The organism is Microbacterium sp. P2_F9, from assembly GCF_056403635.1.
Genome location: NZ_JBFUFC010000006.1, coordinates 23,760 through 44,144 on the forward strand (window position 1 = coordinate 23,760; position 20,385 = coordinate 44,144).

At 67.9% G+C, this 20,385-nt stretch carries 18 protein-coding genes; 10 read left to right on the plus strand and 8 right to left on the minus strand.

What is annotated here, in order from left to right:
* Positions 1-2: 2 nt before the first annotated feature.
* The 6 genes from ptsP to AC1DVT_RS01395 all read left to right on the plus strand — a co-directional run bounded on the left by ptsP (position 3) and on the right by AC1DVT_RS01395 (position 7,105).
* Positions 3-1,679, plus strand: coding sequence for a phosphoenolpyruvate--protein phosphotransferase (ptsP, locus tag AC1DVT_RS01370; protein WP_477385872.1), 1,677 nt, complete (start codon positions 3-5; stop codon positions 1,677-1,679).
* Positions 1,680-1,691: 12 nt separating this feature from the next.
* A complete protein-coding gene (locus AC1DVT_RS01375; RefSeq protein WP_477385874.1) occupies positions 1,692-3,251 on the plus strand; it encodes a PTS mannitol transporter subunit IIBC in 1,560 nt (519 codons plus the stop codon).
* A gap of 125 nt (positions 3,252-3,376) precedes the next feature.
* On the plus strand, positions 3,377-3,817 hold the full coding sequence (locus AC1DVT_RS01380) for a PTS mannitol transporter subunit IIA (RefSeq protein ID WP_457100976.1): 441 nt from the start codon (positions 3,377-3,379) through the stop codon (positions 3,815-3,817).
* Complete coding sequence (locus tag AC1DVT_RS01385) at positions 3,814-4,962, plus strand: mannitol-1-phosphate 5-dehydrogenase (protein ID WP_477385876.1); 1,149 nt, start codon at positions 3,814-3,816, stop codon at positions 4,960-4,962. Before AC1DVT_RS01380 ends, AC1DVT_RS01385 begins: the two co-directional genes overlap by 4 nt.
* Positions 4,963-5,009: 47 nt before the next feature.
* Positions 5,010-5,780, plus strand: coding sequence for an alpha/beta hydrolase (locus tag AC1DVT_RS01390; RefSeq protein WP_457100974.1), 771 nt, complete (start codon positions 5,010-5,012; stop codon positions 5,778-5,780).
* Positions 5,777-7,105, plus strand: a complete 1,329-nt coding sequence (locus tag AC1DVT_RS01395; RefSeq protein WP_477385878.1) for a flavin-containing monooxygenase — start codon at positions 5,777-5,779, stop codon at positions 7,103-7,105. The genes AC1DVT_RS01390 and AC1DVT_RS01395 overlap by 4 nt, the downstream gene beginning before the upstream one ends.
* 16 nt (positions 7,106-7,121) lie before the next feature.
* Here the strand turns inward: AC1DVT_RS01395 and AC1DVT_RS01400 are convergent, their stop codons facing one another.
* The 8 genes from AC1DVT_RS01400 to AC1DVT_RS01435 form a co-directional block, all read right to left on the minus strand.
* Positions 7,122-8,237, minus strand: a complete 1,116-nt coding sequence (locus AC1DVT_RS01400) for an adenosine deaminase (protein WP_477385880.1) — start codon at positions 8,235-8,237, stop codon at positions 7,122-7,124.
* 29 nt (positions 8,238-8,266) lie between these two features.
* Complete coding sequence (locus AC1DVT_RS01405) at positions 8,267-9,583, minus strand: thymidine phosphorylase (protein WP_477385882.1); 1,317 nt, start codon at positions 9,581-9,583, stop codon at positions 8,267-8,269.
* Complete coding sequence (locus AC1DVT_RS01410) at positions 9,580-9,981, minus strand: cytidine deaminase (protein ID WP_477385884.1); 402 nt, start codon at positions 9,979-9,981, stop codon at positions 9,580-9,582. The genes AC1DVT_RS01405 and AC1DVT_RS01410 overlap by 4 nt, the downstream gene beginning before the upstream one ends.
* 4 nt (positions 9,982-9,985) lie before the next feature.
* Positions 9,986-11,263 (minus strand): ABC transporter permease, encoded by a 1,278-nt coding sequence (locus AC1DVT_RS01415; protein ID WP_477385886.1) that lies wholly within the window; start codon positions 11,261-11,263, stop codon positions 9,986-9,988.
* A complete protein-coding gene (locus tag AC1DVT_RS01420) occupies positions 11,260-12,540 on the minus strand; it encodes an ABC transporter permease (RefSeq protein ID WP_477385888.1) in 1,281 nt (426 codons plus the stop codon). Before AC1DVT_RS01420 ends, AC1DVT_RS01415 begins: the two co-directional genes overlap by 4 nt.
* A complete protein-coding gene (locus tag AC1DVT_RS01425; protein WP_477385890.1) occupies positions 12,537-14,057 on the minus strand; it encodes an ABC transporter ATP-binding protein in 1,521 nt (506 codons plus the stop codon). Before AC1DVT_RS01425 ends, AC1DVT_RS01420 begins: the two co-directional genes overlap by 4 nt.
* Before the next feature lie 118 nt (positions 14,058-14,175).
* Positions 14,176-15,285: a BMP family lipoprotein gene (locus AC1DVT_RS01430; RefSeq protein ID WP_477385892.1), complete on the minus strand. Its 1,110-nt coding sequence runs from the start codon at positions 15,283-15,285 to the stop codon at positions 14,176-14,178.
* Positions 15,286-15,478: 193 nt separating this feature from the next.
* Positions 15,479-16,594, minus strand: coding sequence for a mannose-1-phosphate guanylyltransferase (locus AC1DVT_RS01435; protein WP_457100965.1), 1,116 nt, complete (start codon positions 16,592-16,594; stop codon positions 15,479-15,481).
* Positions 16,595-16,814: 220 nt separating this feature from the next.
* Here AC1DVT_RS01435 and sdhC point away from each other — a divergent pair, with 220 nt between their 5' ends.
* Genes sdhC through AC1DVT_RS01455 form a run of 4 tightly spaced genes read left to right on the plus strand, consistent with a single transcriptional unit; the run spans position 16,815 to position 20,359 of the window.
* Positions 16,815-17,249: a succinate dehydrogenase, cytochrome b556 subunit gene (gene sdhC / locus AC1DVT_RS01440; protein WP_457100964.1), complete on the plus strand. Its 435-nt coding sequence runs from the start codon at positions 16,815-16,817 to the stop codon at positions 17,247-17,249.
* On the plus strand, positions 17,249-17,710 hold the full coding sequence (locus AC1DVT_RS01445; protein ID WP_477385894.1) for a succinate dehydrogenase hydrophobic membrane anchor subunit: 462 nt from the start codon (positions 17,249-17,251) through the stop codon (positions 17,708-17,710). The genes sdhC and AC1DVT_RS01445 overlap by 1 nt, the downstream gene beginning before the upstream one ends.
* A gap of 43 nt (positions 17,711-17,753) precedes the next feature.
* The gene (gene sdhA, locus AC1DVT_RS01450) at positions 17,754-19,568 is read left to right on the plus strand and encodes a succinate dehydrogenase flavoprotein subunit (RefSeq protein WP_457100962.1); all 1,815 of its coding nucleotides are present in this window, start codon (positions 17,754-17,756) and stop codon (positions 19,566-19,568) included.
* Positions 19,568-20,359, plus strand: a complete 792-nt coding sequence (locus tag AC1DVT_RS01455; protein ID WP_477385896.1) for a succinate dehydrogenase iron-sulfur subunit — start codon at positions 19,568-19,570, stop codon at positions 20,357-20,359. Before sdhA ends, AC1DVT_RS01455 begins: the two co-directional genes overlap by 1 nt.
* Positions 20,360-20,385: the final 26 nt, after the last annotated feature.

Sequence of the window (20,385 nt, forward strand, 5' to 3'; positions counted from 1 at the left end):
ACATGGCTGAATTGCGAGGAGTCGGGATCGGTCTCGGCGTCGCCCAGGGGCCGGTGGCCCGGATGTCCGAACCCCTGCCGGCACCCGACGACGCGGCGAGCGCGCTGAGCATCGCTGACGAGACCGCACGCGTACGCGAGGCTGTCGGCGCCGTGGCGCGCGAACTCGAGCAGCGCGGCGCGCAGGCCGGCGGGGCGGCGCAGGACGTGCTCGAAGCGCAGGCGATGATGGCCGAGGACCCCTCACTCGAGTCCGAGATCGACAGCAGGATCGCGCAGGGAAGCACTGCCGAGTACGCCGTGTTCGACGCCTTCGCCTCCTTCCGCGACCAGCTCGTCGCCATGGGCGGCTACCTCGGCGAGCGCGCTGCCGACCTGGACGACGTCGCCCAGCGCGTGATCGCCCGACTGCGCGGCGTGCCGGCTCCTGGCGTGCCCGATCCGGGGTATCCCTTCGTCCTCGTCGCCAAGGATCTGGCTCCCGCCGACACGGCGCTGCTCGACCTCGACAAGGTGCTCGCGCTCATCACGACCGACGGCGGTCCCACCTCGCACACCGCGATCCTCGCCAGGGAGAAGTCGATCGTCGCGATCGTCGGGGCGGTGGACGCGAAGGGCCTGATCGACGGCGAGACCGTGATCGTGGATGCCGCGGCCGGCGTCGTCACGACGCAGCCCACCGGCGAGGAGCTCGAGCGGGCGCAGACCCGCGCCGAGGAGCGCGCGCACGCCGCGGCAGCCCCCATCACCGACGGCGCACTCGCCGACGGCACCCCGATCCCGCTGCTGGCCAACCTCGGAAAGCCGGAAGGCGCCGCCGACGCGGTGTCGCTCGGGGCTGAGGGCGTTGGTCTGTTCCGGACCGAGTTCCTCTTCCTGAGCTCCACACAGGCGCCGACCGTCGAGCAGCAGCGCGAGTCGTACCGGCAGCTGCTCTCGGCGTTCCCCGGCAAGAAAGTCGTCGTGCGCGTGCTCGACGCCGGCGCCGACAAGCCGCTCGCGTTCCTCAACGACGCGCACGAGGAGAATCCGGCCCTCGGGCTCCGCGGCATCCGTGCCCTGCAGGCGAGCGAGGACATCCTCCGCGAGCAGCTGACCGCGCTTGCCGAGGCGGATGCCCTGACTCGGAAGAGCCCGGAAGGCGGGGCGGACCTCTGGGTGATGGCGCCGATGGTCGCGACGGTCGAGGAGACCGAGTACTTCGTCGCCATCGCCAAGGACTATGGCATCAAAACCGCCGGCGTCATGGTGGAGGTGCCGTCGTCCGCGCTGCTGGCCGATCGGATTCTCGGCATCGCCGACTTCGCTTCGATCGGCACGAACGACCTCACCCAGTACACGCTCGCCGCCGACCGGCTGCTCGGGTCGGTGGCGGCCTTCCAGGATCCGTGGCATCCCGCCGTGCTCCGGCTCATCGGGGAGGTCGGCGCCGCCGGCGAGGCGAATGGCAAGCCGGTGGGGATCTGCGGTGAAGCCGCAGCCGATCCGCTCCTGGCCGTCGTCCTGGTGGGCCTCGGCGCGAAGAGCCTGTCGATGGCGCCGACCGCGCTGGCCGACGTGCGTGCGTCGCTTCTGCAGTACTCCCTCGACGATGCGCGAGTCATCGCCGAGGCTGCCCTCGCCGCGAACAGCGCGGCAACCGCCCGAAGTGCGGCTCAATCGGCCGCGGCCCGATTGTAAGGAGACCCAGTCATGACAACGGCGTCGACACCCACCACAGGAGCCAAGCAGGCGCAGGTTCACGTTCAGCGCTTCGGCACGTTCCTCTCCGGCATGATCATGCCGAACATCCCCGCGCTCATCGCGTGGGGCATCTTCACGGCGTTCTTCATCGACGTCGGGTGGACCCCGAACGAGGCCCTGGCGACGATCGTCGGGCCGTTCATCCACTACCTGCTCCCGCTGATCATCGCCTACACGGGCGGCAGCATGGTCTACAACATCCGCGGTGGCGTCGTGGGGTCGATCGCGACCATGGGCGCGATCGCGGGGTCGGACTACATCGTCAAGCAGTTCAACGACGGGCTCGCGGAAGGCGCCGCCCAGCTGCCGCAGGTGCATATGTTCATCGGCGCCATGATCCTCGGCCCCCTCGCCGCCTACACGATGAAGTGGCTCGACTCGCTCTGGGAGGGCAAGATCAAGGCGGGCTTCGAGATGCTCGTCAACATGTTCTCCGCCGGCATCTGGGGCTTCGTGATGGCGATCGTCGGGTTCTACCCGGTGGCGCTGATCGTCAACTGGATCATGGCGGCGCTCGGTCGCGGGGTCGAGTGGCTGGTCGACATGAACCTGCTGCCGCTGACCAGCATCCTGATCGAGCCGGCGAAGGTGTTCTTCCTCAACAACGCCATCAACCACGGTGTGCTGACACCGCTCGGTCTCGCGCAGGCCGCGGAAGAAGGCTCCTCGATCCTGTTCCTCCTCGAGGCCAACCCCGGCCCCGGCGTGGGGCTGCTCTTGGCGTTCACCTTCTTCGGAATCGGTGCGGCGCGCGCCTCCGCCCCCGGTGCGGCGATCATCCAGTTCTTCGGCGGCATCCACGAGGTGTACTTCCCGTACGCGCTGATGAAGCCGATCCTGATCCTCGCCCTCATCGCGGGCGGTGCGACCGGAGTCACGACGAACATGCTGCTGGGCGGCGCGCTGCGTGCACCGGCTGCGCCGGGAAGCATCTTCGCGATCCTCCTGCAGACGGCGAACGGGTCGTACTTCGCGGTGATTCTGTCGGTGATCCTGTCGGCGACGGTCACCTTCCTCATCGCCGGACTCATCCTCCGCGCCTCGCGGAAGCGCGACCTCGAGTCGATGGCGATCACGGATGACGCCTTCGGCGCGGCCATCACGCAGACCGAGGCGGCCAAGGGCAAGAGCTCGGACGCCCTGTCGAACCTGCGCGGCGGAGCCGCGACCCAGGCCGACGGTGCCGGTGGGCCGGCGACCGCGACGGAGCGCGAGATCAAGAGCATCGTGTTCGCCTGCGACGCCGGCATGGGGTCGTCCGCGATGGGTGCGAGCGTGCTGCGCAACAAGATCAAGAAGGCGGGCGTCGAGGGCGTCACCGTGGTCAACAAGGCCATCGCGAACCTCGATGGCACGGCCGACCTGGTCATCACGCAGAACCAGCTCACCGAGCGGGCTCGGCAGCAGTCGCCGAACTCGGTCCACGTGTCCGTCGACAACTTCATGAACTCGCCTCGGTACGACGAAGTCGTAGAACTCGTCGTCGACCAGCACAAGGACGGTGCGTAGGCGTTGAAACGGCTGCGGGGCCGGGACGGCGCGACGCCCCCGGTCCCGTGGCTTCTGCTGAAGTTCCACTGGATCCCTGTTCCACTGACGTCCGCGGCACCCCGTGGACGCGAAAGGCGGCAAGCATGACACGCGAGGTTCTGACGATCGGTCAGATTCGAATCCACCCCGGTGGCTCGACGAAGCTCGACGCGATGAAGGAGGCCGCCGACATCCTCGAGGCGGCCGGCGCAGTCACGAACGAATACTTCGACGCGATGCAGCAGCGCGAACTGACCGTGTCGACCTATATGGGCGCCGAACTCGCGATCCCGCACGGGACGAATGAGATGAAGGCGACGATCCTGGATTCTGCGCTCTCGTTCGTCCGCTACGACGGCGGAGTGGACTGGGACGGTGAGCCGGTGACGTTCGTCGTCGGGATCGCGGGGAAGGGTGACGAGCATCTCGAGATCCTGTCGCAGATCGCCATCCTCTTCTCGGATGAAGACGACGTGGCCCGGCTCAAGGCCGCTTCGACCGCCGAGGAGCTCTTCGGCATCCTGAGCGCCGTCAACGAGTCATGAAGGCCGTCCACTTCGGCGCGGGCAACATCGGGCGGGGGTTCGTCGGCCTCCTCCTGCATGAGGGCGGCTACGACCTCGTGTTCTCGGATGTCGCGGCCCCGCTCGTCGATGCGATCAACGCGGTCGACTCGTACACCGTGCACGAGGTGGGCGCCGGCGGCACCGACAAGGTGGTCACGGGCTTCCGCGCCGTCAACAGCGCCACCCACCCAGAGGTCGTCGTCGACGAGATCGCGACCGCGAACATCGTCACGACCGCCGTGGGCCCCACGATCCTGAAGTTCGTCGCCCCGCACATCGTGGCGGGTCTGGCCCTCCGCGACCCGGCGTCCCCACCGCTGCAGATCATGGCCTGCGAGAACGCAATCAACGCCACCGACCTGCTCCGCGACGAGGTCGTCGCCCTCGCCGGCGATGCGTGGATCGCCCTGGAGTCGCGTGCGGTCTTCGCCAACACCGCGGTGGATCGGATCGTGCCCGGTCAGCCCGAAGGCGGCGGCGTGGACGTGACGGTGGAGCCGTTCTTCGAGTGGGCGATCGAGCGTCCGCCGTTCGGCGACGACCCGCCGGCCATCCCCGGTGCGCATTTCGTGGACGACCTCGCCCCCTACATCGAGCGCAAGCTCTTCACCGTCAACACCGGTCACGCCACGACCGCGTACTTCGGCGCGCAGGCCGGCGTCGAGCGCATCTCGGATGCCCTCGCCGACCCGGCAATCGCCGCGCGCGTCGCCGCGGCGCTGGAGGAGACCTCCGCCCTGCTCGCGGTCAAGCACGGCCTCGACCCTGACGATCTCGCGACCTACCGCGCGACCATCGTGAACCGGTTCCGCAATCCCGCCCTCCCCGACACGGTGTGGCGGGTCGGTCGACAGCCGCTGCGCAAGCTCTCCCGTCACGAGCGGTTCGTCGGCCCCGCTGCTGAAGCGGCCGAGCGGGGTCTCGGGACGACCGGCCTCGTCGCCGCGATGGGCGCGGCGCTCGCCTTCGACGACGCCGAGGACGAGCAGTCGGTGCAGCTGCAATCACTGCTGCGGCAACAGGATGCCGCCGCCTTCACCGCCTCGGTCACCGGCCTCGAGCCGGGGCATCCGCTCTTCGCGCAGATCCAGGAGGTCGTCGCGGCTCGCCAGGCCGCGCTGTAACGCCCTGCGGCGGTTGCTCAGGGTGGGTCGACCTAGACTGATCGACGATGAACACGCCTGCCGAAACCAAGCGCCCTCGCCGCCGTCTCCGCCGCATCCTGGCCTGGATCTTCGGGGTCATCGGCGGGCTCATCCTGATCGCCATCGTCGGCATCGTGATCTGGAGCCAGGTCGGTGTGTCTCAGGCGGAGCCCGAGCCGCTGGCCGCGGTCAAGGCCGACGACCGCATCGTCATCACCGATGACTCGGCCGGCATCGTGCTCGCTCCCGCCGAAGGTGCCGGCGACGTCGGACTGGTGTTCGTCCCGGGCGGCAAGGTCGACTCATGGGCCTACGCCGCGAAGCTGTCCGACCTCGTGGCCGAGGACGGCATCACCGTCGTCATCACCAAACCCTGGCTGAACCTCGCGTTCTTCGACCTGCGGCCCCTCGACGCCTTCACCAGCCTCGCCCCCGACATCGACACGTGGATGATCGGCGGCCACTCCCTCGGCGGCGTCCGCTCGTGCATGCTCGCCTCGGATGCCGACGCCCTGGTGCTGTTCGGCTCGTACTGCTCGACTGATCTGACCGCCTCAGGGCTGCCGGTGCTGAGCATCGGCGGCAGCGAGGACGGCCTCTCCACCCCGGACAAGATCGCCGATGCCAGTGACCTCCTCCCCCAAGACGCCGAGCTCGACCAGATCGAGGGCGCCAGCCACTCCTCCTTCGGCGACTACGGTCCGCAGGCCGGCGACGGCACCCCGACGATCTCCGACGCGGACATGACGGCGCAGCTGACCGAGTTGGTCGGCTCCCTCGCGGCATCCCTCCCGTGAGTCGGCACCGCTACGCGATCATCGGTGCGGGTCCCTCCGGCCTCGCCGCGGCGCGGGCGCTGCAGCAGGCCGGTATCGCCTTCGACGGCTTCGAAGCCGCGCAGGGTGTCGGCGGGCTCTGGGACATCGACAATCCCCGCTCCACCATGTACGAATCGGCGCACCTCATCTCGTCGCGCACGACGACCGAGTTCACCGAGTTCCCGATGGTCTCCACGGTCGACTACCCGGGCCACCGCACCCTCCTGCAGTACTTCCATGACTTCGCCGAGCGCTTCGGGCTGACCGACGCCTACCGCTTCGAGACCCGGGTCACGGGCGTGGAGAAGACCGACGACGGCGGATGGATGCTGCGCGCCGACGCGCCCGATGGTCCGATCGAGGCGCGCTACGACGGCGTGATCCTCGCCAACGGCACACTCGCCGAGCCGAACATCCCCACGTTCCAGGGCGACTTCACCGGCGAACTGCTGCACACGAGCGCGTACAAGCGCCCGTCGCAGCTCACCGGCAAGCGGGTGCTCATCATCGGGGCGGGCAACTCGGGCTGCGACATCGCCGTGGATGCCGTGCACCACGCGGCATCCGTCGACATGAGCGTGCGACGCGGGTACTACTTCGTTCCCAGGTATCTGTTCGGACGCCCCTCTGACACCCTCAACCAGGGCAAGCCCCTGCCCGCACGGATCAAGCAGTTCATCGACACCCGGGTGCTGCGGGCATTCACCGGCGACCCCGTGCGGTTCGGGTTCCCGAAGCCCGACTACAAGATCTACGAGTCCCACCCGATCGTGAACACGCTGATCCTGAACCATCTCGGCCAGGGCGACCTCCAGGTGCGGCCAGACGTCGACCGGTTCGACGGCACGACCGTGCACTTCCGCGACGGGTCTGCGAGCGAGTACGACCTGGTGCTGCTGGCCACCGGCTACACGCTGGACTACCCGTTCGTCGAGCGCGGCGAGCTCAACTGGTCGGGGATGGCACCCGAGCTCTTCCTCAACATCTTTCCCCCGTCGTTCAACGGGCTCTATGTGATGGGCATGCTCGAAGCGTCCGGAATCGGCTGGCAGGGCCGGTACGAGCAGGCCGATCTGCTCGCGGCCTATCTCGCGCGGCTCGAGCGTGACCCGCAGGGCGCCGCCGCCTTCCGTGCTCGGGTGACCGGTGAGCCCTGGCCCGACCTCACCGGGGGCTACAAGTACCTCGGACTCGAACGCATGGCGTACTACGTCAACAAGGACGCCTACCGCGGCGCCGTTCGCGCGGAGGCCAAGGCGCTGCGGAGCCCAGCCGTCGCGAGCCCGGTGGCTGCGCAGGGCTGAGCCGCGGCATCCGCTCCTACCGCTCGAAGCCCTCGCTGATGAGGTCGATGAGCTCCTCGCGCTCCTCGACCGGGAGGAACGAGCCGGCGGCGGCGTTGAGCTGGAAGGTCTCGAGATCATCGAGGTCGTACTCGAAGGTCTCGGCCAGCAGGGCGAGCTCGCGGGTGAGCGAGGTGCGGCTCATGGTGCGGTTGTCGACATTCACCGTCACGCAGAAGCCGAGCTGGTAGAGCAGATCGAACGGGTGGTCTTCGAGCGTGGTCCCCCAGCGGTCGATCGCTCCGGTCTGCAGGTTCGACGACGGTGAGAGCTCGAGCGGGATCTCGCGGTCGCGCACCCAGCGGGCCAGATCGCCGAACTTCACGAGCACCTCTTCGCCGGAACGCTGGACGACCTCGAGGTCTTCGGCGATGCGCACCCCGTGGCCGAGACGCAGCGCGTGGCCGTCCAGCAGCGCGGAGCGGATCGACTCCAGCCCGGCTGCCTCGCCGGCGTGCACCGTGACCGGGAAGAACTCCGAGGCGAGATAGTCGAACGCGGCACGATGGTTCGACGGCGGGAACCCGTCTTCCGGACCCGCGATGTCGAACCCGACGGCGCCGCGATTGCGGTACTCGACCGCGAGGCGGGCGATCTCGAGGGATCGGTCGGTGTGTCGCATCGCTGTGATGAGCTGGCCGACACGGATGTCGCGACCCGCGCGGTCCGCGGCATCCTCGCCCTCGTCGATGCCGGCCTGCACCGCCTCGACGGCTTCCTCGAGGGACAGGCCGCGAGTCAGGTGCTGCTCGGGGGCCCAGCGCACCTCGCCATAGACCACGCCATCGGTCGCGAGGTCCTCAACGAACTCCCGCGCGACCCGGCGGAGACCATCGGCGGTCTGCATGACCGCGGTCGTCAGATCGAAGGTCTTGAGGTATTCCACGAGCGACCCGGAGTCGCTCTTCTCCGCGAACCAGCCCGCGAGGCCCTCAGGGTCGGTGTCGGGCACATCGAGGCCGATCTCGCCGCCGAGCTCGATGATGGTCGCCGGGCGCACACCCCCGTCGAGGTGGTCGTGCAGTGACACCTTCGGCAGGCTCCGGATCGAGACTCCCTCGATAACGGCATCGCCGTGCTGGTCGATGGGCATGTCGGACTCCTCAGTGGCGGGGGTGGTGATCAGGCGGAGATGCGCTCGAGCACAAGCGGGGCGGATGCCGGAGCTTCGGCACCGATCGCCCAGGCATCCGTCAGGGCGTCCAGGGCGCGTTCGAACCTGGTTCCATCATGCCCGAGCAAAGTGAACAGCGGCTGACCCGCGGTGACGGCGTCCCCCGGCTTCACGTGCAGATCGATGCCCGCTTCGTGGATCACCGGATCCTGCGCCCGTGCCCGGCCGGCGCCGAGCCGCCAGGCGGCGACGCCGAACGGCAGCGCGTCCATCCTGGTCACGACACCCGCGACGTCGGCCGTGACGGTGTGGGTCTCGCGCGGCGTCAGGAGCGCGGCATCCGGATCCCCGTCCTGCGCGCKGATCATCGCCCGCCAGACGTCCATCGCACGGCCGTCGCGCAGCGCCGCCTCGACGTCCGCGTCGGGCTGCCCGGCAAGCGTGAGCATCTCGCGCGCGAGGGCCACCGTGAGTTCGACGATGTCGGCCGGCCCGCCACCCGCCAGCACCTCGACGGACTCGCGCACCTCGTTGGCATTGCCGATCGCGAGCCCCAGCGGGGTGTTCATGTCGGTGAGCAGAGCCGTCGTCGCGACGCCCGAATCGGTGCCGAGCGCGACCATCGTGCGGGCGAGCTCGCGGGCTCGATCCACGTCGCGCATGAACGCGCCGGAGCCGAACTTGACGTCCAGCACGAGCGAGTCGGTGCCCTCGGCGATCTTCTTCGACATGATGCTGGATGCGATGAGGGGAATCGCCTCGACGGTTCCGGTGACGTCGCGCAGGGCGTAGAGCTTCTTGTCGGCAGGGGCGAGGCCCGAGCCGGCCGCACACACGACCGCGCCGACATCGCGCAGCTGCGCGAACATCTCGTCGTTGGAGATGGCTGCGCGCCAGCCCGGGATGGACTCCAGCTTGTCGAGCGTTCCGCCGGTGTGCCCGAGACCGCGGCCGGAGAGCTGCGGCACGGCGACCCCGAAGGCCGCCACGAGCGGCGCCAGCGGGAGGGTGATCTTGTCGCCGACCCCGCCGGTGGAGTGCTTGTCGACGGTCGGCTTGCCGAGGCCGGCGAAGCTCATCCGCTCGCCCGAGGCGATCATGGCGTCGGTCATCACGCGGATCTCATCGCGCCCCATGCCGTTCAGGAGCACCGCCATGGCGAAGGCGGCCATCTGCGCATCGGCGACGTAGCCCCGGGTGTAGGCATCCACCATCCAGCGCAGCTCCGCCTCGGGAACCGCTCCCCCGTCGCGCTTGGCCCGGATCACATCGACGGCGTCGAAGGCCTCCACAGCATCCGGTCCCTGAGCCTGTCGAAGGGTCATCGGGAGCCCTCTTCGAGATCGCGCGGTCCGAAGGCGTCCGGCAGCACCTCATCGATGGTGCGGATGCCGGACACGGTCTCCAGGAGCATTCCAGGCAGCGCGTGCTCGTACAGGAGCTGCCTGCAGCGTCCGCACGGCATGATCGTCTCGCCGTCGTTGTTCACGCAGACGAAGGCGACCAAGCGCCCCCCGCCGGATATGTGCAGGTCGGAGACGAGCCCGCACTCGGCGCAGAGGGTGACGCCGTACGAGGCGTTCTCCACATTGCAGCCACGGACGATCCGTCCGTCCGACACCAGCGCCGCCGCACCCACCCGGTAGCGCGAGTACGGCGCGTACGCCCGCTGCATCGCTTCGGTGGCGACCGCTCTCAGTTCGTCCCAGTCGATGTCGGTCACGAAGTCATCCCTTGATATACGGCTTGCCATCTGCGGCCGGAGCCCGCGACTTTCCGACCACCCCCGCCACGACGAAGATCGTCACGAGGTACGGGAGCATCAGCATGAACTCGCTGGGCACCGGCGAGCCGATGACGCTCAGGGTGTTCTGCAGGTTCGAGGCGAAGCCGAACAGCAGCGCAGCGAGCGTCGCCTTGATCGGATCCCACTGCCCGAAGATCACCGCGGCGAGGGCGATGAAGCCCGCTCCGGCCGTCATCTCCTTGTTGAACGCGATGCCGTTGCCGATCGTGAACACGGTGCCGCCGAGGCCGGCGATCGCGCCCGCGAGCAGGACGTTCCAGAACCGGGTGGCGTTCACGTTGATGCCGACCGTGTCCGCCGCCTGCGGGTGCTCGCCGACGGAGCGAAGCCGCAGGCCCCACCGGGTGTGGAACATGCCGATGTACACCGCCGCGACGGCGATGTACATGATGTAGACGATGATCGTCTGCCGGAACAGGACCGGCCCGACGATAGGAATCTCACTCAGGATCGGGATGGGGACCCGCTCGAAGCGCGGGGGTGTGTTCAGCGTCGCGGCATTGGGGGCGAGAACCTGCGAGTACAGGAAGCTCGTGAGCCCCGTGACGAGGACGTTGAGGACCACTCCGACGATCACCTGGTCGACGAGGTACTTGAGCGCGAACGCCGACAGCACGGCAGCGACGAGCATGCCGGCGACCATCGCCGCGAGCAGCCCGAGGAACGGCTGGCCGGTGATCGTGGCGACGACCGCAGCGGTGAATGCGCCCGCGAGCAGCTGGCCTTCGATCGCAATGTTCACCACGCCGGCGCGCTCACCGATCACGCCGCACAGTGCGCCGTAGATGAGCGGCACCGCCAGCGCGAGCGATCCGGCGAGCAGGCTCGGCACCGGAATCGTTGCCCCTGCGGCTGCCCACGTCAGGAAGCCGACCACGAACACCACGAGATAGACGATGACGATCCACAGCGGCGACTTCCCGCCCGCACGCACGAAGTACGCCGACGCGAGCGCCAGGAGGATCAGGATGCCGCAGCACACCCACGCCGTCGGCATGACGGGCACGACCAGATCGGGAAGCTGGATCGCATCGGAGTCGGTCGAGAGCCGGAAGGTCGTGCTGCCGGTGCGCGGCGCCGCGAGGAGCAGGATCACGTAGAGCACGGCGAAGATCGCCATGGCGACCGGCGCCTTCCAGCTGCGGACGATCGTCGTCTCGGGCAGGTCGTCTGCGGTGGAGACCGCCACGGAGGTCACTTGGCCACCCCCTCGAGGTCTGCTTGTGCTGCGACTTCGGCCTTGAGTGACTTCTCGCGTGCCTTCTCGGCCCGGCGGCGATCGCGCTCCGGCGATGGCAGGAAGAAGATCGTGCGGATCAGCGGCGGCGCAGCGATGAACAGGACGATGAGCGACTGCACGACCGCGATGATCTCGATCGGGATCTGCTCCGCCGCCTGCATCGCGAAGCCGCCGGCTTTGAAGCCGCCGAAGAGGATGCCGGCCGCGAAGGTTCCCCAGGCGGTCGAGCGCCCGAGCAGCGCCACGGTGATCCCGTCGAAGCCGATGCCCGCATCGATGTCGGCGCTGAACCCTGTGGTCACCGTCCCGAGGATCTGGTTGACGCCGGCCAAGCCGAGCAGAGCGCCGGAGATCAGCATCCCGTAGATGTACATGTTCTTGACGTTGATGCCGGCCACCCGGGCTGCGTTCGGATTCTCGCCGACGGCGCGGAACTTGAAGCCGAGGCTCGAGCGATTCAGGATCCAGGCGACCAGGAACGTGGCGGCGATGACGAGGATGAATCCGAAGTGCAGGTTGAACTGCGGCCCGAGCAGCTCGGGGAAGACTGCCGTCTCCTTCATCGGGGGGGTCTTGGGGTTGTTCGACCCCGGGGCCTGCAGCAGACCGGGGGTGCGCAGCATCCACGAGATCAGGTAGAAGGCGACGTAGTTGAGCATGATCGTCACGATGACCTCGTGCGCCCCGGTGCGCGCCTTGAGGAACCCGGCGATGCCGCCCCAGAGCGCGCCGCCGAGGAGGCCGGCCAGCACCGCGAGGATCATGTGCAGCGGGAAGGGGAGATCGAACGCGAACCCGACGTAGCCCGCGGCGGCGCAGGCGATGAGCATCTGCCCCCGGCCGCCGATGTTGAACATGCCGATGCGGAAAGCCAGCGCGACGCCGAGACCGGCGGCGATCAGCGGCGTCGCGAACGTGAGGGTCTCGGTGAGCGGCTTGATCGCCCGGGCGAAGGTCGGGGCGCCGAAGTTGTAGATCGCACCCTGGAAGAGCGCGCTGTACGCGCCGAAGACGGCGTCCCAGGCCGCGGCGATGGTGTCCATCGGCCGCGCGAAGAAGTACTTCGCAGCCGCCTGCACCTCCTCATCGGTGACGGCGATGAGGATGCCGCCGATCGCGAGCGCGAGCACCACCGCCAGCACGGAGATGAGGGCGTTCCCCTGGGTGATCTTGACGAAGGTGGCGTGCCATTTCGACGGCGGTGCCGGTGCGGCGGCCTCCTGGGTGGCGCTCATGCCGCGACTCCCTCTCCGGCGGGTGACTCGCCTGCCATCATCAGTCCGAGCACATCGCGCGGCGTATCGCCTGGCACGATGCCCACGATGCGGCCGCGATACATCACCATGATCCGATCGGCGAGCGCCGCGACCTCGTCGAGCTCCGTGGAGACGACGATCACGGGAACACCGGCGTCCCGGGTCTCGACGATCCGCTTGTGGATGAACTCGATAGAGCCGACATCCACGCCGCGCGTCGGCTGAGCGGCGACGAGGAGGGAGAGGTTCCGGCTGAGTTCTCGTGCGAGCACGACCTTCTGCTGGTTGCCGCCGGAGAGTGTGCCGACGGGGGCCTGGATACCAGGGCCGCGCACGTCGTACTCGGCGAACTTCTCCTTCGCAAACGCCTCAAGGGTGCGTCGCTGCACGTTCCACGCCTTCACGAAGGGTTCGCCGCTCGAGCGATCGAGCATGAGGTTCTCGGCGATCGTGAACGCGCCCACGAGGCCATCCTCGGTGCGGTCCTCGGGCACGAAGCCGACGCCCTGTTCGAGGATGTGACGAACGCTCCGCCCGACGAGCTCCTGGTCATTGAGCAGGGCGGATCCGCGCACCTGKGGCTGGAGGCCGAGCAGAGCTTCGGTGAGCTCGGTCTGGCCGTTGCCCTGCACTCCTGCGACGGCGAGGATCTCCCCTCCCCGCACCTCGAAGCTCACGTCGTTCACAACGAGCTGGCCGATCGGGTCGATGACGCTGAGGTTCTCGACGACGAGGGCGCGGTCATTGCGGCGTGGCGGGTCCTTGTGGACGGTCAGTTCGACCGCGCGACCGACCATCATCGAGGCGAGCTCGGCGTTCGAGGCCTGCGGGGAAGCTTCGCCCACGACCTTGCCGAGCCGGATGACGGTGATCTTGTCGGCGACCTCCCGCACTTCGCGGAGCTTGTGGGTGATGAAGACGATGGAGGCGCCATCGGCCTTGAGCTGCCGCATGATCTCCATGAGCTCGTCGGTCTCCTGCGGCGTGAGCACCGCGGTGGGCTCATCGAAGACGAGCACCTTCGCGTCGCGCGACAGCGCCTTGATGATCTCGACCCGCTGCTGCACGCCGACCGGCAGATCTTCGACCAGCGCATCGGGGTCGACGTGGAAGCCGAACCGTGCGGAGATCTCACGGACGCGTTCGCGGGCGACCTTCAGATCGAGCAGTCCCCCGGCCTTCGTCGATTCGTGGCCGAGCATGACGTTCTCCGCGACGGTGAACACGGGGATCAGCATGAAGTGCTGATGGACCATGCCGATGCCCGCGCGCATCGCGTCGCCGGGGCCGCGGAAGTTCTGGACGTGGTCGTCGAGGAGGATCACGCCCTCGTCCGCGGTGTAGAGCCCGTAGACCACGTTCATCAGGGTGGACTTGCCCGCCCCATTCTCACCGAGCAGGCAGTGGATCTCCCCCGGTTCGACGACGAGATCGATGTTCTCATTGGCGGTGAGGCTGCCGAACCTTTTGGTGATTCCGCGCAGTTCGAGCTTCATGTTGCCGATCCTAGTGAGCCGGGTGTGTGTCGCACGAGAACCCGCGCCCGCTCGTGCGGCGTACGCGGAGACGGAAGTGGGGAGGCCGGCAAGCCGACCTCCCCACTGGTGAGCGGACTCAGCCCGCGAGGTACGACTCGACGGGGATCGACCCGTCGATGATGCCTGCCGTGATGGTGTCGAGCTCGCCCTGGAGGTCAGCCGAGACCTTGCTCTCGAAGTCGTGGAACGGGGCGAGGCCCACGGCCTCGTTCTCGAGCGTGCCGAGGAACGGGGTGGGGTCGAACTCACCGACGCCTGCCTTCAGGACGGCGTCGCTGACGCCGACGTCGATCAGCTTGCGGATCGACGTGAGGAGCAGTTCGGCGACGCTCGGGTCGGTCTCGTACACGTCCGCGTCGACGCCGATGAGGGCGATCTCACGGCCGGAGCTGCGGATGACCGAAGCGGCGCTCTGGTAGATCGGACCGCCGACGGGCAGCAGCACGTCCACGCCCTGGTCGACGAGGCCCTGCGCCGCGTTGATGGCGTCCTGGTTGGCGTCGAAGCCGCCCGTGAACACGCCGTCCTTCGCCGCACGATCCCAGCCGAGGACGGCGACGGTGTCGCCCTTCTCGGAGTTCCAGTAGTCGACGCCCTGGGCGAAGCCGTCCATGAAGATCGAGACGGTCGGGAAGTTCATCCCGCCGAAGGTGCCGACCTTCTTGGCCGTCGAGTACGACGCCGATGCATAGCCGGCGAGGAAGGCCGCCTGGGCGGTGTCGAAGAGGATCGGCTTGATGTTCGGCGCGTCCGGCGTGCCATCGAAGTCGTTGTCGATCGGGTCATCGATCGAGACGAAGTCGATGTCGGGGTTGGCGGTCGCCGCCTCGAGAGCGGCGGACGCGAGCGCGAAGCCGACAGTCACGATGAGCGTGCAGTTCTGGTCGATCAGGCTCGTGATGTTCGGAGCGAAGTCGGTCTCGGAGCTCGACTCGACGGCGAGGAATTCGACGCCGAGTTCTTTGGCGGCGCTCTCCAGGCCTTCGTAGCCCAGCTGGTTGAACGACTTGTCGTCGAAGCCGCCGGCGTCGGAGACCATGCATGGCTTGAAGCCCTCGACGACGTTGGACGTCGCTTCCTCGGTGGGCTCAGTCGCTTCGGGTGCGGACGCACAGCCTGCGAGCGCGATGAACATGCTTGCGGCCACAAGGCCGCCCAGCACGCGCTTAGGGGTGGAAATGGTCAACTCAACCTCCACGGAAGTAGACCCGCGTACCTCGCGAGTGCAGTTCGAAGTTACCTACTGTGACGAGGATGTTGCATTCCGATAGGCCACGATGCGGCCAATGGTTACAAAGACGCAACAGAACAGTCGCAATAGCTCGCCATCTGCGCAGAGGACGCTCGCCCGGGATGGGTCACCAGCGCCTCCATCCGCCTCAGAGCACGTCGCCGCGACCGGTCAGCTTGAGCGCGTCGACCACGCCCTTGACCCGCTGCGCGTGCTCGCTCGTGGTGACCAGGAGCGCGTCATCCGTGTCGACGATCACGATGTCCTTCACGCCGATGACACTGATGATGCGCTGCGTCTGGCTGACCACGATGCCGCTGGACGCGTCGGCGAGGATCCGCGCGTTCTCGCCGAGGATCGCCAGATTCTCTTTGCGGCCGTGCGAATTGAGCTTCGCGAGACTCGCGAAGTCTCCGACGTCGTCCCAGTCGAAGTGGCCGGGGATGACGGCCAGGCGCCCCTTCTCCGCGGCGGGTTCGGCGACGGCGTAGTCGATCGCGATCTTCGTGATCGAGGGCCACACCCGGTCCACGACCGGCCCGCGCCTGTCGCGGTCGTCCCAGGCCTCGGCCAGATCCATGAGCCCGGCATAGAGGTGGGGCTGGTTCTCGGCGATCTCGCCGAGAAGGACGTCGGCGCGGGTGATGAACATGCCGGCGTTCCACAGGTAGGAGCGATCGGCGAAGTACCCCTTGGCCGTCTCGAGGTCGGGCTTCTCCACGAATCGGTCCACCAGCGCGGCCTCGGGGGCTCCGGCGACGACCAGTTCGCCGCCCTTCTGGATGTAGCCGAAGCCGACGGACGGCTCGGTAGGGGGGATGCCGATCGTGCAGATATAGCCTTCGCGCGCGACGGCGATCGCCTGGTTGACGGCCCAGTCGAAGACCTGGGTTCCACGGATGACGTGGTCGGCTGCGAAGGACCCGATGATCACATCAGGCTCACGCCGCACCAGAACCGCCGCAGCGAGACCGATCGCCGCAGCCGAGTCACGGGGCTCGGACTCGAGGAACACGTTCTTGTCCGGGATGCCCGGCAGCTCCCGCTCGACGGCCGCGCGGTGCGCGCGGCCGGTCACCACCGCGACCCGGTCCGGGCCGGCCAGCGGTGCGAGCCGGTCCCAGGTGTCACGCAGCAGAGTCTGTCCGGACCCCGTGAGGTCGTGGAGGAACTTGGGCGCGTCGGCACGCGACAGCGGCCACAGCCTGCTGCCGATGCCTCCAGCGGGGATGACGGCATAGAAGTCTGAAATCGGCTCGGCCATGCGCTCACAGTAGTCCGCGACGATTACCGGGGTGAATCGCCAGGATGTCGAGCGGGTATCGCTGGAATATCTCGACGTCGAGATAGTTCGGTGCCGCTCGCGTCGACGCCCGGCTCCCGACGGGGAATAGGATGAACTCGCGCCATGTGACGCACGGGGACGCATTCCCCTCGGGGCAGAGCCCGCCCCCGCACCGTGTTCGAGCCAGGGAGGACGGCCCGTGTCTGCACCAGCCCGCGTCACACCGTCGATAGCCGAGACCACTTCGCGGACCCCGCGAGGAACCCTCTACCGAGGTCGAGAAGGCATGTGGTCGTGGGTGCTTCACCGCATCACCGGCGTCGCGATCTTCTTCTTCCTCCTCGTGCACGTGCTCGACACGGCACTGATCAGGGTGTCGCCCGAGGCGTACAACGCCGTCATCGGCACCTACAAGAACCCGATCATGGGCCTGGGCGAGGTAGCCCTCGTCGGCGCGATCGCGTACCACGCGTTCAACGGCCTGCGGATCATCCTCGTCGACTTCTGGTCGAAGGGCGCCCGCTTCCAGCGGCAGCTCTGGTGGGGCGTCCTCGCCGTCTGGGTGGTGACGATGGCCGGCTTCACGCCGCGCCACCTGATCAACGTCTTCTCGCAGATGACGGGAGGTCACTGATGACCACCGCCACCGCCACCCCGATCGCCGACCCGCGCAGCCCACTGCCCGCGAAGCGCCGCTCCGGCCCGAACCTCGAGAAGTGGGGCTGGATCTACATGCGCGTCTCGGGGGTCATCCTCGTCGTGCTGATCTTCGGCCACCTGTTCGTCAACCTCATGCTCGGTCAGGGCATCCACGGCATCGACTTCGCGTTCGTCGCCGGCAAGTTCGCCACCCCGTTCTGGCAGTGGTGGGACGTCCTGATGCTGTGGCTCGCGCTGATCCACGGCGCGAACGGCATGCGCACGATCGTCAACGACTACATCGGCCACGCCGGCACCCGCCGCGTGCTGGTCTGGGCGCTGTGGCTCGCCGCGGCATTCCTGATCCTGCTCGGCACCCTGGTCGTCTTCACCTTCGACCCGTGCCTGGGCCTGACCGGCGACAGCGTCGACTTCCTCCAGGAAATGTGTGCCTGAGGCCACACGACCGTAGGCAACGAGAGACAAGAGCATCCTTCACGTGAGCACGAACACCACCCAGAACGCCGAGAGCTACGTCAAGGACGGCGTCCACTACCACCAGTTCGATGTCGTCATCGTCGGCGCCGGCGGCGCCGGGATGCGGGCAGCCATCGAGGCCGGGCCCGGCGCCCGGACCGCGGTGATCACCAAGCTCTACCCGACCCGCTCGCACACCGGCGCGGCGCAGGGTGGCATGGCGGCGGCGCTCGCGAACGTCGAAGAGGACTCCTGGGAGTGGCACACCTTCGACACCGTCAAGGGCGGCGACTACCTCGTCGATCAGGATGCCGCGGAGATCCTCGCCAAGGAGGCGATCGACGCCGTCATCGACCTCGAGAACATGGGGCTGCCGTTCAACCGCACGCCCGAGGGGAAGATCGATCAGCGGCGCTTCGGCGGGCACACCGCCGACCACGGCAAGACGCCCGTCCGTCGCGCCTGCTACGCCGCTGACCGCACCGGGCACATGATCCTGCAGACGCTGTTCCAGAACTGCGTCAAGCTCGGCATCAACTTCTTCAACGAGTTCTACGTGCTCGACCTCATCACGGTGAAGGCCGAAGACGGCTCGACCCAGGTGGCGGGCGTCGTGGCGTACGAACTGGCGACCGGCGATCTGCACGTCTTCCAGTCGAAGGCGATCATCTTCGCGACCGGCGGCTTCGGCAAGATCTTCAAGACCACCTCCAACGCACACACCCTCACCGGCGACGGCGTCGGCGTCATCTGGCGCAAGGGTCTGCCGCTCGAGGACATGGAGTTCTTCCAGTTCCACCCGACGGGTCTCGCCGGACTCGGCATCCTGCTCACCGAAGGCGCGCGCGGTGAAGGCGCGATCCTGCGCAACGTGAGCGGCGAGCGCTTCATGGAGCGCTACGCACCCACCATCAAGGACCTCGCCCCCCGCGACATCGTGAGCCGGTGCATGGTGCAGGAGGTCGCGGAGGGCCGCGGCGCCGGCCCCCACCGCGACTACGTGCTGCTGGACTGCACGCACCTCGGAGCCGAGGTCCTCGAGACCAAGCTCCCCGACATCACCGAGTTCGCGCGCACCTACCTCGGTGTCGACCCGGTCGTCGAGCCGGTGCCGGTCATGCCGACGGCGCACTACGCGATGGGCGGCATCCCGACCAACAACGACGCCCAGGTGCTCTCGAGCAACAAGACGATCGTGCCGGGCCTCTACGCCGCCGGCGAATGCGCCTGCGTCTCGGTGCACGGCTCGAACCGCCTCGGCACCAACTCGCTCCTCGACATCAACGTCTTCGGCAAGCGCGCCGGCCGCAACGCGGTCGAGTACGTCAAGACCGCGGACTTCGTCGCACTGCCCGAGGATCCCGCCCGCGAGGTGCGCGAGCTGATCGAGGGGCTGCGCAACAACAACGGCACCGAGCGGATCGCCGTGCTGCGCAAGACGCTGCAGGACGAGATGGACCGCAAGGCGCAGGTGTTCCGCACCGAGGAGTCCCTCACCGAGGTGCTCGCCGTGATCGAAGACCTGCGCTCGCGCTACCTCAACGTGCACGTCGACGACAAGGGCAAGCGGTACAACACCGACCTGCTCGAGGCCGTCGAGCTCGGGTTCCTGCTCGACCTCGCCGAGGTGGTCGTTTACACCGCGCGCAACCGCAAGGAGAGCCGCGGCGGCCACATGCGCGACGACTACCCGAAGCGCGACGACGAGAACTACATGAAGCACACGATGGCCTACCTCAGCGGCGACGCGCACTCGTCGACCGCCGATGACCACATCCGGCTCGACTGGAAACCGGTCGTCATCACCCGGTACCAGCCGATGGAGAGGAAGTACTGATGTCGACTGTCGTCACGACGGATGCCGCGACCCCCGTCAACCGGGAGGCCCCGGAGACCGCCGTGGACACCGGCATCCAATCCTTCCTGGTGACGTTCATCATCCGCCTGTTCGATCCCGAGGTGGACGAAGAGCCGCGCTGGGTGGACTACGACGTCGAGCTGTACTCGACGGACCGGGTGCTCGATGCGCTGCACAAGATCAAGTGGGAGGTCGACGGCTCGCTGTCGTTCCGCCGCTCCTGCGCACACGGGATCTGCGGCTCCGACGCGATGCGCATCAACGGCCGCAACCGCCTCGCCTGCAAGACGCTGATCAAGGATCTCGACATCTCGCAGCCGATCTACGTCGAGGCGATCAAGGGCCTGCCGCTCGAGAAGGACCTCATCGTCGACATGGAGCCGTTCTTCGCGTCGTACCGCGAAGTGCAGCCGTTCCTGATCTCGAACGCGACGCCGACGCCCGGCAAGGAGCGCATCCAGACGATCGCGGACCGCGCGATCTTCGACGACACCACCAAGTGCATCCTGTGCGCGGCGTGCACCTCGTCGTGCCCGGTGTTCTGGACCGACGGGCAGTACTTCGGTCCAGCGGCGATCGTCAACGCGCACCGCTTCATCTTCGACTCGCGCGATGACGCCGGCGGCGTGCGCCTCGACATCCTCAACGACAAAGAGGGCGTCTGGCGCTGCCGCACGACCTTCAACTGCACCGAGGCCTGCCCCCGAGGCATCGAGGTGACCAAGGCCATCGCCGAGGTCAAGCAGGCCGTGCTGCGCGGTCGCGCCTGAGCAGTCGCCGCGGGACCGAGTTTCGG